The organism is Nonomuraea sp. NPDC049378 (assembly GCF_055586745.1).
Genome location: NZ_JBVJHP010000001.1, coordinates 813923 through 828038, shown reverse-complemented (window position 1 = coordinate 828038; position 14116 = coordinate 813923). Strand labels below are relative to the sequence as shown.

The following is a 14116-nucleotide window of genomic DNA, read 5'->3' as shown; positions in this document are numbered from 1 at the left end:
ACCCTGGGCTGACGTGCGCCAGCCGCTTCAGCCGCTACGGTTCAACGCGTGGACGACAGGCACCCCTTCTTCGCCCGGCGCTTGAGCCGCATCCAGCTGATCATGCTCGATCTGGCGGTGGGGCTGTGCTTCGGGTTCGTGGCCTTCACGATGGCGGTCAACGCCACGGCGCTGCCACCATGGCTGAGGTTCGCTCTGCCCTTCGGCCTCGGGCTGCTGCTGTCGGTGCGCAGACTGTGGCCGCTGCCTGTGTTCTGCCTGACGTCGGTGCTGGCCGTCTTCGCCGTCATGACCGATGCCATCGGGTTCGCCTACCTCGCACCTGCGTACGCCCTCTATATTGTCGCGCTGTCCGACAGGGCCGGCCCTCTGGTCCCTTCGTCCGCCATCGGCGGCTTAAGTCTGGTCACGTTGCTCGGGTTGACCCTGGCAGGTGCGCCACAGGAGAGTGCTCCCGACTGGCTGGTCCATTTCGACAAGCCGCTCATGGGGATCGCGGCCCTGGGCGGCTCATGGACGATCGGCCGTGCCGTGCACGAGCGCAGGCATTATGCGGCGCGCGAGGCCGAGCGGCTGGCGTCGCAAGCGGTGACCGATGAACGGCTGCGCATCGCTCGCGAGCTGCATGACGTGGTCACGCACAGCGTGGGGCTGATCGCCGTGAAGGCGGGCGTGGCCAATCATGTGATGTCGACCAGGCCGGAGGAAGCGCACGACGCTCTGCGGGTGATCGAGACAGCCAGCCGCAGCGCCCTGGTCGAGATGCGGCACCTGCTCGGCATGCTGAGGTCCACCGACGTGCCTGACCTCGTGCCCGCCCCGGGCATCGAAGGGCTCGAGGAGCTCGCGGCGCAGGCGCGGCTGGCCGGGGTTGACGTGGAGTTGCAGGTTCGCGCCGGTGGTGACGGTCGTGCTGGGCCGGTGTCTGGTGGTGATGCTCATGACCCACAGGGCCGGCTGCCTGAGGGGGTGGGGTTGTCGGTCTACCGGATCGTGCAGGAGGCGCTGACCAACGTTGCCAAGCACGCGGCGCCTGCCCGGTGCCGGGTCTCCGTCGTGGCCGACGGCAAGGACGTACGGATTGAAGTGATGGATGACGGACCGGGCAGACGCACGTTGCCTTCCGCCGGCACCGGGCACGGCCTGATCGGGATGCGGGAGCGGGTCATGATGTACGGCGGCACGTTCGAGGCGGGGAGCAGGCCTGGAAGCGGGTTTCGGGTGTTCGCTCGGCTGCCCTATCAGGAGGCGTCGTGATCCGGGTGGTCGTGGCCGACGATCAGGCGTTGCTCAGAGGAAGTTTCAGGGTGCTGGTCGACTCCGAGCCGGACCTTGGTGTGGTCGGGGAGGCGGCGACGGGCGCCGAAGCGGTCACCGTGGCCTTGGAGCAGCGGCCCGATGTCGTGTTGATGGACGTCCGGATGCCGGAGATGGACGGCATTGAGGCCACCCGCAGGATCAAGGATGTTTCCCGGGTGCTTGTGGTGACGATGTTCGATCTTGACGCATACGTTTACGACGCGCTTAGGGCTGGAGCGAGTGGGTTCCTTCTCAAGGACACGCCACCTGCGGATCTGCTCGCCGCCATCAGAGTGGTCGCGAGCGGGGAGGCACTTCTGGCGCCGACGGTGACGCGAAGGTTGATCGAAGAGTTCACACGCACCCCGGTGACGCCACGGGTGAGAGGGCTGGACGGGGTTACCGAGCGGGAAAGGGATGTGCTGACGCTGATTGCCCGTGGGCTGTCCAACGGTGAGATCGCGGAGCATCTTCAGGTGAGTCTGGCCACGGTGAAGACCCACATCACGCGGCTGCTGGCCAAGTTGGAGGCGCGTGACCGGGCGCAGCTCGTCATCGCCGCATATGAGAGTGGGCTGGTTTCCGCGGCGGGCTGATTCACATCGTCCATTTCGTACGCCCAGCGATGCAGGTGATGGAGCCGTGACGTAGGTGCTGGTGGTGGTGTTGCGGCAGCGCCAGCTCAACGATCCGGCCCATCAGACGACCATGACGCCACGTCCGTCCGCGCAGGCCATCAGCCCGGTTGCTTGATGCTTTCGATGATCCGGGCGAAGCCTTCCTCCCCGTGGCCGGCGTCGATCTGCCGTTGGATGAGCCGCTGGACCATGGCGACGACATCGGTGCTGATGCCCTGGTCGGAGCTGGCGGCCAGGAGGTCATCGAGGTTGGAGAAGTGGAGGCTCTGTTGCCCTTCGACGGCGTAGTCCCCGCCGTCGATGACGGCGGCGAATTCCTGGAAGCCGCCGGTCATGGCGGTCAGCCAAGGTGTGGCCAGAGCAGCGAACTCGCCCGCCGTCACGCCGGCCGGCGCGACCATGGCGGCGCCGTGCATGAATCCGGCGAACATGACGTACATCCCCGCGAGTAGAGCAAGGTCGTACAGCGATGCCAGCCCAGCATCCGCACCGAGATAGGTGCTGCTTCCCCACAGGTCGAGCAGCGGCTTGTGCTGATGGAAGACATCGGCCGATCCGCTGTAGAGGATGGATGACCCAGGCTGGCCGATCATGTGCGGTACGGCCATGATGCCGCCGTCCAGATACGCGATCCCGGCATGGGCTGCCCAGGCGGCCAGTTCCCGCGACTGAGCCGGTGACGTCGTGGTTACGTTGATCAACGTTCGTCCGGCCAAGTCATGGGAGAGGAGATCGAGCACCTCATGGACCGACGCGTGGTCGAGCAGGCATACGATCACCAACCGGCTGGCCCGGACGGCGTCGCCGGCCGTCGAGGCGGCCTCCGCGCCCTGTGCGACGAGGTCGTCCGCCTTCTTCGGTGAACGGTTCCAGACGGTTGTCGCGTATCCAGCCTTCACCAGGGCGCCCGCGAGGACGCTGCCCATCGCTCCCAGGCCGAGAACACTTACCTGGACGCTGCTGTTCGTTGTCATTACTGGGTTCCCTCGTGTTCGTTCGTCGTTCGGCTGAATCCTCTCGGCTGCCGGTAGGTTTGACCAGTACGGACTATTTAGTCAGGTACTCACTCGTGGGTAAGTACGTATGGGAGGGGCGGGTGGCAAGGGCAGCACGACGTGGTCCCTACTTCTGCGGCATCGACGCGGCTATGGACGTCGTCGCCGGCAAGTGGAAGTCGTTGATCCTCTGGGAGTTGCACCACTACGGAACTCGCAGGTTCGCTGAGCTTCGGCGTGGCCTGCCGGGCGTCAGCGAGAAAATGTTGATCCAACATCTGCGGGAGATGGAAGAAGACGGGCTCGTGCATCGTGAGGTTTACCGAGAGGTGCCACCGAAGGTCGAGTACTCCCTGACGGAGCACGGCGTTTCGCTCAATGCGGCTCTGAGCCAGTTGGGAGAATGGGGCACCGAACGCATGCGGCGGATCGGTGCCGAAAAGGTCTTTGTCCCCGATGCCGGGACAAAGCGGTGATAGAAAGCGTAGAAAGTTGATGAGTCGGGCAGCAGCACCGCCACGTGACCTGCCCCATCCTGACGTGCCCGGGCATGACGATGTGCCGGCGGCGGATCATGGCAGTCTCACCCGCTCACCCCAGCCGCCGGACCTCGAAGTCCGCGGTATCATTGGACCACGAGACGAATCTCTGACCGAAACTTACTTGTCGCCAGGTCTTGCTGTCGTTCGGTGAAAGCTGATCTCAGGTCGGCCGGGAAGTGGTCGAGAGGCGGCGCGCCCTATATACTGGGCGTGCCCGCTCGCGAAGTGAGCAGCAGGGAATTTCAGAGATTTACGGTCAAGCGACGATATGCGCCGACGTCGGTTTCTCCCATTTCGCTGAGATCAGCTTATGGTCAGCCATTGCATGTGTGCGCCACCGAACGGGCCCTTTCTCTCGCGTACCGCATCGAGGAGCCAGAGCGCGGTTGCCTCCGCTTGCGAGATCAACTCAGGTGGATAGTTCAGGAGCATCTGGTGCTCGGCGAACTCATCCTCGTCATCGAGGATGAGCCGGCCGTCACGCAGACGGATCACGTCCAGGTCAAGATCCAGCATGGTCACCTCACCGTCCCTCCACTCCGGGATGGTGGTGACATCGACATAGATTTCGCTTCTGTGGGGAGGGCTGTTGAACGACGCCGTCCACCAGTCGTTTCGGGGAAACAGCATGATCGCGGTGGACTCCCACGTGACGGGTGGCCCTACGCCCTTGCGGGCGACCGTGCCGCCGGGCACCTCCACCCAGACCCCGTGCTCGTCCTCCCCGAGCACGCGGCCCGGGTGGTTCCAGTGCAATGCTCCGCCGTACTTCCGAAACACGACTCGAACATCAGTCATAGAGGGAAACCTATCTGCCGCCGGGCGGCGGCGCTCGGACCCTCCCCTGGTCCGGCTCGTCCGCTGGTAGCGGCCCGGCAGGGCGTTGTGGCGCAGGCACGAACCTCCGCCGGAACGCTGTGGAGTCAGGGGGCAGGCGGCGTGGTCGGGGAGGGCGAGCATGGCCGGGCGGCGCGTGAAAAGCCTTGATGTCCAGTGAGTCGCGAAGGCCGTGTGCAGCGGGGCCGGGGGACGTCTGCGCGTTGCGGAGGGCTGTGGGTGGAGGGTGGCGGAAGCCGTGTGGGTGTCGCGGAAGCCCGCGTCCGGCAGGTCAGGGACACCGGGTGATGTCCCTGACGAGTGGTGGATCGACGTTCACGTGATGTGTCACCTACCTGCCGGACATAGCTGGGCAGGTGAGAACGTCGCATGGCGTCGCCTACCTGCCGGACATGGCCGGGCAGGTGAGAAACCACCTCGCTCTGCGGGACGCCACCCGCGAGCGAGCGCACTAGCGATGGAGACGCAGGGCTTCTCTCATGGCTTTCAGGCGTTGCGGAGAGGCCAGACCGGCGTGGTAGAGGTGAAACTCGGACGCTCCTGCCTTGGCGTACGCGCTGAGCTGGTCGGCCAGTGCCTCCGCGTCGCCTGGGCGGGGTGGGAGGGCGAGGACGTAGGCGCCCACCCGCTGACCGGGGCCGGACAGCTCCGTGAGGCGGGTGAGCCGGGCGGCGTCCGTGGCAGGGTCGCCCCAGCAGTTGGCCACCAGCACGTCCGCTCCCGGCTCGCCTGAGGGAAGGGGGGCGAAGGCGCCGGCGGCCCAGGGGTCCGGGTTGGCGTGCAGGGTGATGGTGACGGCGGGGGAGGCGCTCCTCGCGACGGTGATGAGCCGTTCGCGCAGGGAGGCGGACAGCTCGGTCCGGACGGCGCGCACCTCGTCGGTCAGCCGGTCCAGAGCCTCGTCGATGGTCCTGTGCGAGGTCTCGGCAGGAAGGGTGCGGTCGATGGCGGCGCGGACCCGGTCCCGGGTGTTCGGGGGATAGCGGTCGGCGCAGGCGGTGCAGAAGCAGAGTGACAGCAGGTCGATGTCCGCGGGGGTCCAGTCGGCGCCGGATGTCTTCTCGTGGACGCTCTGGTGGCCGAAGCCCATCGGGCCGCAGGCTTCCAGGATCAGCCCGTCGGGCTCGCCCACGGTGAGGATCTCCTGGACCAGGCGCTCGCAGTATTCGATGACGTCCTGGTGTGCGGGGCACAGGGCGTACGGGTAGGGGTCGCCGAAGGCGTTACGGACGGTCAGGTCCGGATGGGCAGTTCCCAGGTGGGAGTTGTGAGTCAGCACGGTCCAGGCGTGCACCTGCAGGCCGGCTGCCTTCAGGGTGTCCCGCGCCCGGAGGTAGGCGTCCTCGGGAGTCCAGGTGGGAGAGGCGGGAACGAGACGGGACCACGATGACGGGCGTACCGGGAGATAGAAGGCGGAGTGGGGCACGTCCAGGACGCGGTGTGCGGGGTGGTACGGCGTCGCGGCCCTGGTGGAGTGGTAGCTGGCCGCCAGCGCGACCGCCTCCACGCCCAGGCCGGCGAGGCGTTCGGGGGCGGAGGGGTCGCCGACGACGTCCCACGGGTAGGCGTAGGCCACGTTCACCATCGGGGCCTCCTCGCGTTGAAGGCGGGCTCGAAGCGCCGCATGTATGTCGTGTCGTCGCGGGCGCGGATCCCGCATTTCTCGTACTGCTCGCTCATGAGGGCCAGGGCGTCGCGGTCCAGTTCGACGCCCAGGCCCGGGCCCGCGGGCACGGGGACGGCTCCGGCGGTGAAGCGCAGGGCGCCTGGTGCGACCACGTCCTGGCCGTTCTGCCAGGGGGTGTGGGTGTCGCAGGCGAAGGTGAGGTTCGGGGTGGCGGCGGCCAGATGGGTCATGGCGGCCAGGCTGATCCCGAGGTGGGAGTTGGAGTGCATGGACAGTTCCAGTCCGAACGTGTCGCAGAGGGAGGCGATGTGCGAGGAACGGACCAGGCCGCCCCAGTAGTGGTGGTCGAGCAGGAGCACGCCGATCGCGCGGGAGGCGATGGCGGGCGGGAGGTGTTCGGGGGTCACCACGCACATGTTCGTGGCGAGCGGCATGGGGACGGCGGCGGCCACCTCGGCCATGCCGGGAATGCCGGGAGTGGGGTCTTCGAGGTACTGGAGGGTGCCTTCGAGTTCCCGCCCCACGCGGATCGAGGTCTCCACCGTCCAGGCGGCGTTGGGGTCCAGGCGCAACGGCACCCCGGGGAACGCCTCATGCAGGGCGCGGATGGCGGCGATCTCCTGGTCCGGGGGGTAGACACCCCCTTTGAGCTTGACGGACGCGAAGCCGTACTCCTTGATGAGCAGCCTGGCCTGCTCGACGACACCCGCTTCGTCCAGGGCCGCCCCGAAGCGGTCCGGCTCCTCGTCCGGGTGGCCCGCCCACTTGTAGAAGAGGTACGCGCTGTAGGGGACGGCGTCTCTGACCCTGCCGCCGAGCAGATCCACAACCGGCACGCCGGCGGCCTTGCCGCGGATGTCCAGGCAGGCCACTTCGAAGGGAGAGAAGACCCGGTCGATGCTCTTCTCCTTCGTGGCGACACCGGTCAGGCCGTGCATGTCGCTGACGACGTCGCCGGTGATCGCGCTGATCCGGGCGTACATCGTGTTGGTGTCGTGCACGTCGAGGCCGACCAGGGCCTGCGCGCACTCGCGCACCTTACCGAGGTGGCCGGAGTCCCCATAGGTCTCTCCCAACCCGGTCAGACCTTCGTCGGTGACGACCTCGACAATGGTACGGAGGGCCCACGGCTCGTGGACTCCAGCGGCGTTCAGAAGGGGCGGATCCCGGAAGGCGACAGGCGTTATGCGGATCTGCCTAATGATCATTACGACCGCCGTCCATATATGTGAACAATAGCCAGATTTGTGGACAAGTCGCCGCAACTGTAAGAATCAGGCTGAAGAAGTGTCAAGACTCCGAAGGGCCATTCGATGATCTACGGACACGACCCCAGGACAGGCGAGACCGTGGGTACCGCACTGCCCGAGACCGACAGCGCCGGGGTCGACGTGGCCGTCTCCGCCGCGGCCGCCGCCGGCGCCGCCTGGCGGGCGGCCTCCGCGGAGGAGCGGGCGCGCGCGCTCGAGGCCGTCTCCGACGCGCTCACCGCGCACGTGGACGAGCTGTGGCAACTCGCCGACCAGGAGACCGCACTCGGAGAGGGACGGCTACGCGGTGAGGTGGCACGTGCGGCCGGGCAGTTCCGGCTGTTCGCCCAGGTGATCAGAGACGGCGGCTACCTGGAGGCCGTCATCGACCACGCCGATGGCTCCCTGACGCCGCCGAGGCCCGACGTACGCCGGATGAAGCACGCGCTGCAGGGCGTCGTCGCCGTCTTCTCGGCCAGCAACTTCCCGTTCGCGTTCTCGGTGGCCGGGGGCGACACCGCGTCCGCCCTGGCCGCCGGATGTCCGGTGGTCGTCAAGGCGCACCCCGGGCACCCGAACACCTCCGAGAGGGTCGCGAAGATCGTCCGCGAGGCGCTGCCGAACCCCGACCTGCTGGGGCTGGTGCAGGGCATGCAGGCGGGCGTCGACCTGGTCAAGCACCCCGAGGTGGTCGCGGCCGGATTCACCGGGTCGGTGGCCGGGGGCAAGGCGATCCAGAAACTGATCGACGAGCGGCAGGTGCCGATCCCGTTCTACGGCGAGCTGGGAAGCGTCAATCCCGTGGTCGTGCTGCCGTCGGCGCCCGCCAAGGAGGTGGCCACGGGATTCGCCGGGTCGCTGACGCTGGGCGTCGGACAGTTCTGTACGAATCCCGGGCTCATGTTCGTGCCGGACGACGACGAGCTGCGGCAGGCCCTCGTGGAGGCCGTTGAGGGGACCAGCGGCGGGACCATGCTGGCCGAGCGCATCAGGGACGGTTATCTCGGCGGGGCCGAGCGGCTGGGCGAGCTGCGGCTGCTGGCCGAGGGCAAGCCCGGTGAGGGGCATTGGGCGGTCACGCCCAAGGTGTTCACCACCGATCTCGACACGTTCGCGCAGAAGCTCCCGCACATCGCCGAGGAGTGCTTCGGGCCGGCGGCGATCGTGGTGACCTACCGGGACGTCTCCGATCTGCCGCCGGTGATCGAGCGGCTCGAAGGGTCGCTGACCGCGACCGTTCACAGCACCGATCCCGCCGAGGCGGGTGACGTCGCCGAGGTGCTCGGCAAGAAGGCGGGCCGGCTCATCTGGAACGGGTGGCCGACCGGGGTGGCCGTGTGCTGGGCGATGCATCACGGTGGTCCGTGGCCCGCGTCGACGTCGGCGTTCACGTCCGTCGGCGCCACGGCCATCGATCGGTGGCTGGCGCCCACGGCGTACCAGGACTGGCCGGAGGCGCTGCTGCCGGACGAGCTCAAGGACGCCAACCCGCTGTCCATTCCACGCCGGGTGGACGGTCGGCTGCAGGGGTGAGCCCTCGGAGGTGACCCAGGACGTGGGGCGGCCGCTGGTCGTCGCGGGACCGCCTCACGCCGGGGAGCCCCTGCCCTCGGCCGGCTTTCGGGCTCGGCAAGCCCTCGAAGGGCAACGCGATGACGTCGGGGCGAGGGCCCGTTGACCTCGCCGCGCCCTACCCGCTCGGCCGGCACTTCGGCCTCGTGGACGGCGGGCCGCGGCTGGAGGTGGGGTGCGCGAGGGACCGGGTGCCCCACGGATCGGGTGCGGGCTCGGGTTGAGTGTGCGAGGGATCGGGTGCGGGCTCGGGTTGAGTGTGCGAGGGATCGGGTGCGGGCTCCGATCGGGTGCGGGCTCGGCTGCGGTTCGGTGGTGCGGGTATGCGCGGGCGTGGCGGTTCGGTGGTGCGGGTATGCGCGGGCGTGGCGATTCGGATCGCGGATTCCGATGGGGCGGGCGTGCGCGGGCCTGTGGCGGTTCGAGTCGGGCTGGCGCGTGCTGGTTGGGGCGTTTCGGGTCGGGCGGGCGTGTGCTGGTTGTGGCGGGCATGCGGGGCGTGAGAGGTCGAGCGGGCAAGTGTCGAGCGCGAAGACGCCCCCAGAGGCAGGGGGACGCGGGTGGTCAGGCGCCGGCGATGTGCAGGCCGGTCGTGATGAGGCGCTCCAGCGTCGCCACATGCTCGGGCGAGGGATCCACCAGCGGCGGCCGTACGCCTCCGGCCTCCAGGCCCCGGATCCGCACACCCGCCTTGACCAGCGAGACCGCATAGCCGGGCACGAGGTCGCGCAGCTCGACCAGCGGCAGGTAGAAGTGGGTGAGCAGCCGCTGCACCAGCACCTCGTCCCCGCCCGTCACCGCCTTGTAGAAGGCCAGCGAGATCTCGGGCGCGAAGGCGAACACGGCGCTCGAGTACAGGTTCACCCCGAGCCCTCGATAGGCGGGCACGGTCAGCTCGGCGGTCGGCAGCCCGTTGAAGAACGTGAAGGGCTTGTCGGTCGATTTCCGCACGGTCAGGATGATTCGCTGGAGCAGGTCGAAGTCGCCTAGCCCGTCCTTGAAACCGATGACGTGGGGCACCTGGGCCAGTTCGGCGACGGCCTCGGGGGTGAAGCGGGCGGTGCCGCGCTGGTAGATGATCACGGGGAGGTCGCCGGCCTCGGCGACCTCGCGGGCGTACCGGACCAGGCCGCCCGCGGGACCGGTGACCAGGTAGGGAGGCATGAGCAGCAGCCCGTCGGCGCCCTGGGCGGCCGCAGCCCGGGCGATGGCCTTGGCGGCGGGCAGGGGGCCGCCGGCGCCGCCGAAGACGGGCACGCGCCCCTCGGCGGCCCTGACGGAAACGGCCATGACCCTGGTGTACTCGTCGAGGTCGAGCGCGCTGAACTCGCCGGTGCCGCACGCGGTGAACACTCCTCCCGCCCCGGCCGCGACCCCGGCGGCGACGTGCCGGGCCAGCGCGGGCTCGGCGAGGTCGCCGTCGGCGCCGAAGGGAGTCACCGGGAAGAAGAGAACACCATCTAGCCGCATCAACGGTCCTTTCTAGCGGATGCCCTCCCTGCGAAGGGTGGCAGCCAGCTTGCGGGTGTGTTTGATCACCGCGTCGATGATCTGGTCGACGTCGGCGGGTCCGAGTTCGGCGGGCATGGAGCAGCTGATCGCGTCGGTGGCCGGGATGCGGTAGTCGACCGCGACGGCCACGCAGGCCACGCCGGGCGTGCCCTGCTCGCGTTCGTACGACCAGCCCCGCGTGCGAACCTGGTCGAGTTCGCCGGTCAGTTTGGTCATGTCGGTGATTGTCTGGTGGGTCAGCCCCACCAGCGGCTCCGGCAGGAGTGTCATGACCTCGTCGTCGGTGAGCTGGGCGATCAGCACCTGTCCGAGCGCCGTGACGTGCGCGGGCAGCCGCCGCCCCACGCGGGGGATCACGTGATCGGCGTCGCGTGACTCCCTGGTCGCCAGGTAGAGCACGTGCGCGCCGTCCCGCCGGGCGAAGTGCACGGTCTGCCCGATCTCGTCCCGGAGGTCCTCCAGCGTCTCCTGCGCGTAGGGCAGCGCGGGGTCCTTGTCGAGGTACGCGGTGCCGGTCAGGAGCGCGTGCGGCCCGATCCCGAAGGCCGACCTGGCGGAGTCGGTCTCCACCCAGTTGAGCTCGACCAGCGTCCGCATGAGGGCGTGGAGGCTGCTGCGGGGGAATCCGGTGCGCTGCTGGAGCTCCGACAATGTCATGCTGTGGTGCGAGTCGGCCAGGGCTTCGAGGATGCGTACCGTCCGCTCGGCGGACTTGACCAGCTGGGGCTCCATACTCATCCCATCTCGTATCCTTCGGCGGCTTGAAACATCCAGGATATGGGATACCGTCCATGTATGTGGACGCCTAACCCTTGACCGCGCCGCTGGTCAGGCCACGCATGAACTGCCGCTGGAAAGCCAGGAACGCGATGATCGACGGGAGCAGCGCCAGCAGGGAGGCGGCGAGCAGCACGCCGATCCCCACCTCCTCGTCGGAGCGGAGCGAGCGCAGCGCGATGGGCAGTGTCCACATGTCGGACGCCGGTGCGACGATCAGCGGCAGCAGATACTGGTCCCAGATCATGGTGAAGCCGAAGACGCCGATCACGCCCAGGGCGGGGCGGCACAGCGGCACGATGATCGTGGCGAAGATGCGCAACTCGCCCGCGCCGTCGATGCGCGCGGCCTCCTCCAGCTCGACCGGCACCTCCTTCATGAACTCCGTCATCACGAGAATGGAGAAGCCCCAGGCGCCGACGGGCAGGATCATGCCCGCGTAGGTGCCGATGAGGTTGAGGTTCAGCAGTGGCATGTCGGCCAGGACGAGCGAGAGGGGGATCGCGATGATCTCCTCGGGGAGCATCATCGTGGCGAGCATGAGCAGCATCACGAACGTCATGCCGCGAAACTTCTTGCGCGCCAGGGCGTAGGCGGCGAAGACGCTGACCAGCATCTGCAACAACAGCCCGAAGCCCACGACCACGAACGAGTTGAGCAGGTAGAGATAGACGTTCTTCTCCCCGGCCTGGACGAAGTTCTCCAGGGTGAACTCGTCGGGCCACAGGGAGAAGGACGTCGGGTCGAGGGTCTTGCTGAAGGAGCTCATCAGCAGCGCGACCAGTGGCCCGGTGAAAACCACCACCATAAGGCCATAAATCAGAGTCTTTCCGGCGATGGCCAGGGGGCCCTTGCGCGACTCCAGGCCCAGAGCGCTGTCGAACCTCATGTCGTCTGCCTCCTGCGCAACATCTGCACGACCACCGTGAGCGCCAGCGTGGCGACGAACAACACGATCCCGCCCGCCGAGGCGACGCCCAGCTCGTTCTTCTGGAAGCCGAGCTTGTAGATCAGGGTCATGAGCACCTCGGAGGAGCCGTTCGGGCCGCCGTTGGTGAGCACGTACACCTCGACGAACACCCGCAGCCCGCGGATGGCCGCCAGCGTGAAGAGGATCCAGAACACCGGACGCAGCGCCGGCAGCGTGATGTGCCGCAGCCGGTGCCAGGTGGAGGCCCCGTCGACCGCCGCCGCCTCGTAGAGCGTGCGGTCCACGCCGACCAGCCCGGCCAGGAAGATCATCATGTCGTACGGCGTGCCCCGCCAGATGCTCATGATCATGATCGACCAGAGCGAGGAGTCCTCGCTGGCCAGCCAGGGCTGCGGATCGACCCCCGCCCAGCCGATGATGATGTTGAGCATGCCGCTGTCGGCCGGGTGGAACATGATCCGCCAGACCTCGGCCACGGCCGCCATCGTGGTGACGACCGGCAGGAACGCGGCCGTCCTGACGAACCAGAGGTATCGCGCCGGCCCTTCGATGAGCAGCGCGAGACCGAGCCCCAGCACGATCGAGCCGACCGTGGTGCCGAGCGCCAGCACGATGCTGTGCCAGATGGCCGAGGCGAACTCGTCGTCGGAGATGATCGTCTGGTAGTTCTGCAGGCCGACCCATTCGTCACCGAGGAACGTCTGGACCTTGAACAGGCTCTTCCACAGGCCCACGAACATCGGGATGAACTTGAAGTACAGGAAGAGCACCAGAGCGGGCGCCAGGAACAACCACGCGATCACCGGCCCCCGCCACCGCACCGCCCTGGTGCGGCGGTGCGGTGGCGCCGCCGAGCTCCGCGCCGGCGTGAGTGTGGAGGTCATGACGCTTTCTGGCTCTGCAGTTCCTGGGTGAGCTTGGTGTTCAGCTCCTCCATTTTGGCTTTGACGTCGGCGCCGCAGTCGGCCCAGACGGCGTTGATGGAGTCGGCGGAGTCCTGGCGGATCGGGGCCCAGTTGGTCACCGGCGGGGCGTAGACGGCGTGCTCGTACGACTCCTGGAACACCTTCCACCGCGGGTCCTGCCGCTCGGCGGCCATGTCGACCTGGGTGTTGACGGGCAGCCGGACGATGGCGCCGTTGGCGTCCTTGTTCATGCCGATCCGCTGGCCTTCGGCGGAGATGGCGAACTCGGCGAACTTCTTCTGCGCCTCCTGGTTCTCGGAACCGGCCATGAGGTAGACGTTCTCGCCCTCGCCGAGCGTGCCGGGGCCGCCGGACGGGCCCTTGGGCACCGGGACGACCTCGATCTTGTCGGTGCCGATGCTCTCGACGAACCTGGCCAGCACGTAAGGGCCGGTCAGGTAGATGCCGCCCTGTCCCTTCTCGAAGACCTCGTGCGTGACGGTCGTGTCGTTGCTGACCGCGCCGGGGTTGACGGTCTTGGTCGTGCAGAACTGGTCCTGCAGGTACTGGACGGCTTCGACGGTCTTGGGGTCGTTCATCGTGGCGGTGAACGTGCCAGGGCTGTTGGCCTTGACGAAGTCGCCGCCGTTGGCGTAGATGAGCGAGGAGGCGTACCACGAGGCGTAGCCGCGCTTGGTGCCGGCGGGGATGACGAAGCCGCTGGTGTCCTTCTTGCCGTTGCCGTCGGGGTCCTTCTCGGTGAAGGCGGTGGCGAGCTCGGCGAGGTCCTCCCACGTCTCGGGCGGCTCCATGCCGACCTTCTCGCGCCAGTCCTTGCGGATGAACAGCGCGAACGCCTGGCCGGAGAACGGGGCCGCGTAGGTCTTGCCGTCGCTGGCCGTGGCGGCCTTCCACGCCAGCTCCGACACCTGGTCGCCGCCGGCGAGTGAGGCTTTGTCGACCTCCTGGAGCCAGCCCTGCGACTGCATGGTGCCGATCTGGGCGGTGTCGTTGATGACGATGTCGGGAAGCTGCTTCTGCGCCGCCTGCTGGTTCAGCTTGGTCTCGAAGTCGTCGAATATCGCGACGACTTTCGTGGGCGTGCCGCTGGCCTTGGTAAATGCGTCGGCGAGCTTCTGTGCGGTCTTGGCAGAGTCGGAATCAGCCGCTTGCCTGATCCAGATTTCCAAGGTGTTGTCTTCTGAGCTTGATCCCCCGGAGCCGCAGCCTG

14 protein-coding genes are annotated in these 14116 nt (G+C 67.8%); 5 read left to right on the top strand and 9 right to left on the bottom strand.

Translation table 11 applies throughout. From position 1 onward, the window contains the following. Window positions 1-48 precede the first annotated feature (48 nt). Together ACZ6SA_RS03740 and ACZ6SA_RS03735 are read left to right on the top strand one after the other, a co-directional pair. Window positions 49-1257: a sensor histidine kinase gene (locus tag ACZ6SA_RS03740; protein ID WP_465826457.1), complete on the top strand. Its 1209-nt coding sequence runs from the start codon at window positions 49-51 to the stop codon at window positions 1255-1257. Continuing rightward, window positions 1254-1895 (top strand): response regulator transcription factor, encoded by a 642-nt coding sequence (locus ACZ6SA_RS03735; RefSeq protein ID WP_347641573.1) that lies wholly within the window; start codon window positions 1254-1256, stop codon window positions 1893-1895. The genes ACZ6SA_RS03740 and ACZ6SA_RS03735 overlap by 4 nt, the downstream gene beginning before the upstream one ends. Window positions 1896-2035: 140 nt before the next feature. Here ACZ6SA_RS03735 and ACZ6SA_RS03730 read toward each other — a convergent pair whose 3' ends face one another. Continuing rightward, a complete protein-coding gene (locus ACZ6SA_RS03730) occupies window positions 2036-2911 on the bottom strand; it encodes an NAD(P)-dependent oxidoreductase (RefSeq protein ID WP_465826455.1) in 876 nt (291 codons plus the stop codon). 173 nt (window positions 2912-3084) lie between these two features. Between ACZ6SA_RS03730 and ACZ6SA_RS03725 the strand changes: the two genes are divergently transcribed. Next, a complete protein-coding gene (locus ACZ6SA_RS03725) occupies window positions 3085-3408 on the top strand; it encodes a winged helix-turn-helix transcriptional regulator (RefSeq protein ID WP_465826453.1) in 324 nt (107 codons plus the stop codon). Window positions 3409-3777: 369 nt separating this feature from the next. Here ACZ6SA_RS03725 and ACZ6SA_RS03720 read toward each other — a convergent pair whose 3' ends face one another. The 3 genes from ACZ6SA_RS03720 to ACZ6SA_RS03710 all read right to left on the bottom strand — a co-directional run bounded on the left by ACZ6SA_RS03720 (window position 3778) and on the right by ACZ6SA_RS03710 (window position 7146). Further along, on the bottom strand, window positions 3778-4272 hold the full coding sequence (locus ACZ6SA_RS03720; RefSeq protein WP_347641576.1) for a DUF402 domain-containing protein: 495 nt from the start codon (window positions 4270-4272) through the stop codon (window positions 3778-3780). Between the two features lie 490 nt (window positions 4273-4762). Then, a complete protein-coding gene (locus tag ACZ6SA_RS03715) occupies window positions 4763-5896 on the bottom strand; it encodes a hypothetical protein (RefSeq protein ID WP_465826451.1) in 1134 nt (377 codons plus the stop codon). Further along, window positions 5890-7146: a glucarate dehydratase family protein gene (locus ACZ6SA_RS03710; RefSeq protein WP_465826449.1), complete on the bottom strand. Its 1257-nt coding sequence runs from the start codon at window positions 7144-7146 to the stop codon at window positions 5890-5892. The genes ACZ6SA_RS03715 and ACZ6SA_RS03710 overlap by 7 nt, the downstream gene beginning before the upstream one ends. 105 nt (window positions 7147-7251) lie before the next feature. On the opposite strand from ACZ6SA_RS03710, the gene ACZ6SA_RS03705 reads away from it, so the two are divergent. Together ACZ6SA_RS03705 and ACZ6SA_RS03700 are read left to right on the top strand one after the other, a co-directional pair. Continuing rightward, window positions 7252-8721: an aldehyde dehydrogenase (NADP(+)) gene (locus ACZ6SA_RS03705; protein ID WP_465826448.1), complete on the top strand. Its 1470-nt coding sequence runs from the start codon at window positions 7252-7254 to the stop codon at window positions 8719-8721. A 119-nt stretch (window positions 8722-8840) separates the two neighbouring features. Next, window positions 8841-8984, top strand: coding sequence for a hypothetical protein (locus ACZ6SA_RS03700; RefSeq protein ID WP_465826446.1), 144 nt, complete (start codon window positions 8841-8843; stop codon window positions 8982-8984). 340 nt (window positions 8985-9324) lie between these two features. Here the strand turns inward: ACZ6SA_RS03700 and ACZ6SA_RS03695 are convergent, their stop codons facing one another. From ACZ6SA_RS03695 to ACZ6SA_RS03675, 5 genes are all read right to left on the bottom strand, one after another. Continuing rightward, window positions 9325-10230, bottom strand: a complete 906-nt coding sequence (locus ACZ6SA_RS03695; RefSeq protein ID WP_347641581.1) for a 5-dehydro-4-deoxyglucarate dehydratase — start codon at window positions 10228-10230, stop codon at window positions 9325-9327. Window positions 10231-10242: 12 nt separating this feature from the next. After that, window positions 10243-11010, bottom strand: coding sequence for an IclR family transcriptional regulator (locus tag ACZ6SA_RS03690; RefSeq protein ID WP_443150208.1), 768 nt, complete (start codon window positions 11008-11010; stop codon window positions 10243-10245). 67 nt (window positions 11011-11077) lie between these two features. Continuing rightward, window positions 11078-11938, bottom strand: coding sequence for a carbohydrate ABC transporter permease (locus tag ACZ6SA_RS03685; RefSeq protein WP_132596086.1), 861 nt, complete (start codon window positions 11936-11938; stop codon window positions 11078-11080). Next, window positions 11935-12864: a carbohydrate ABC transporter permease gene (locus tag ACZ6SA_RS03680; protein ID WP_347641583.1), complete on the bottom strand. Its 930-nt coding sequence runs from the start codon at window positions 12862-12864 to the stop codon at window positions 11935-11937. Before ACZ6SA_RS03680 ends, ACZ6SA_RS03685 begins: the two co-directional genes overlap by 4 nt. After that, the gene (locus ACZ6SA_RS03675; RefSeq protein WP_465826444.1) at window positions 12861-14075 is read right to left on the bottom strand and encodes an ABC transporter substrate-binding protein; all 1215 of its coding nucleotides are present in this window, start codon (window positions 14073-14075) and stop codon (window positions 12861-12863) included. Before ACZ6SA_RS03675 ends, ACZ6SA_RS03680 begins: the two co-directional genes overlap by 4 nt. Between the last annotated feature and the right edge of the window lie 41 nt (window positions 14076-14116).

Bases quoted from the DNA above. Each gene is read 5' to 3' on its own strand.
- ACZ6SA_RS03705 (WP_465826448.1), top strand. From the start codon at position 7,252: ATGATCTACGGACACGACCCCAGGACAGGCGAGACCGTGGGTACCGCA.
- ACZ6SA_RS03720 (WP_347641576.1), bottom strand. From the start codon at position 4,272: ATGACTGATGTTCGAGTCGTGTTTCGGAAGTACGGCGGAGCATTGCAC.
- ACZ6SA_RS03695 (WP_347641581.1), bottom strand. From the start codon at position 10,230: ATGCGGCTAGATGGTGTTCTCTTCTTCCCGGTGACTCCCTTCGGCGCC.
- ACZ6SA_RS03700 (WP_465826446.1), top strand. From the start codon at position 8,841: ATGACGTCGGGGCGAGGGCCCGTTGACCTCGCCGCGCCCTACCCGCTC.
- ACZ6SA_RS03685 (WP_132596086.1), bottom strand. From the start codon at position 11,938: ATGAGGTTCGACAGCGCTCTGGGCCTGGAGTCGCGCAAGGGCCCCCTG.
- ACZ6SA_RS03715 (WP_465826451.1), bottom strand. From the start codon at position 5,896: ATGGTGAACGTGGCCTACGCCTACCCGTGGGACGTCGTCGGCGACCCC.
- ACZ6SA_RS03690 (WP_443150208.1), bottom strand. From the start codon at position 11,010: ATGAGTATGGAGCCCCAGCTGGTCAAGTCCGCCGAGCGGACGGTACGC.
- ACZ6SA_RS03680 (WP_347641583.1), bottom strand. From the start codon at position 12,864: ATGACCTCCACACTCACGCCGGCGCGGAGCTCGGCGGCGCCACCGCAC.
- ACZ6SA_RS03730 (WP_465826455.1), bottom strand. From the start codon at position 2,911: ATGACAACGAACAGCAGCGTCCAGGTAAGTGTTCTCGGCCTGGGAGCG.
- ACZ6SA_RS03710 (WP_465826449.1), bottom strand. From the start codon at position 7,146: ATGATCATTAGGCAGATCCGCATAACGCCTGTCGCCTTCCGGGATCCG.
- ACZ6SA_RS03725 (WP_465826453.1), top strand. From the start codon at position 3,085: ATGGACGTCGTCGCCGGCAAGTGGAAGTCGTTGATCCTCTGGGAGTTG.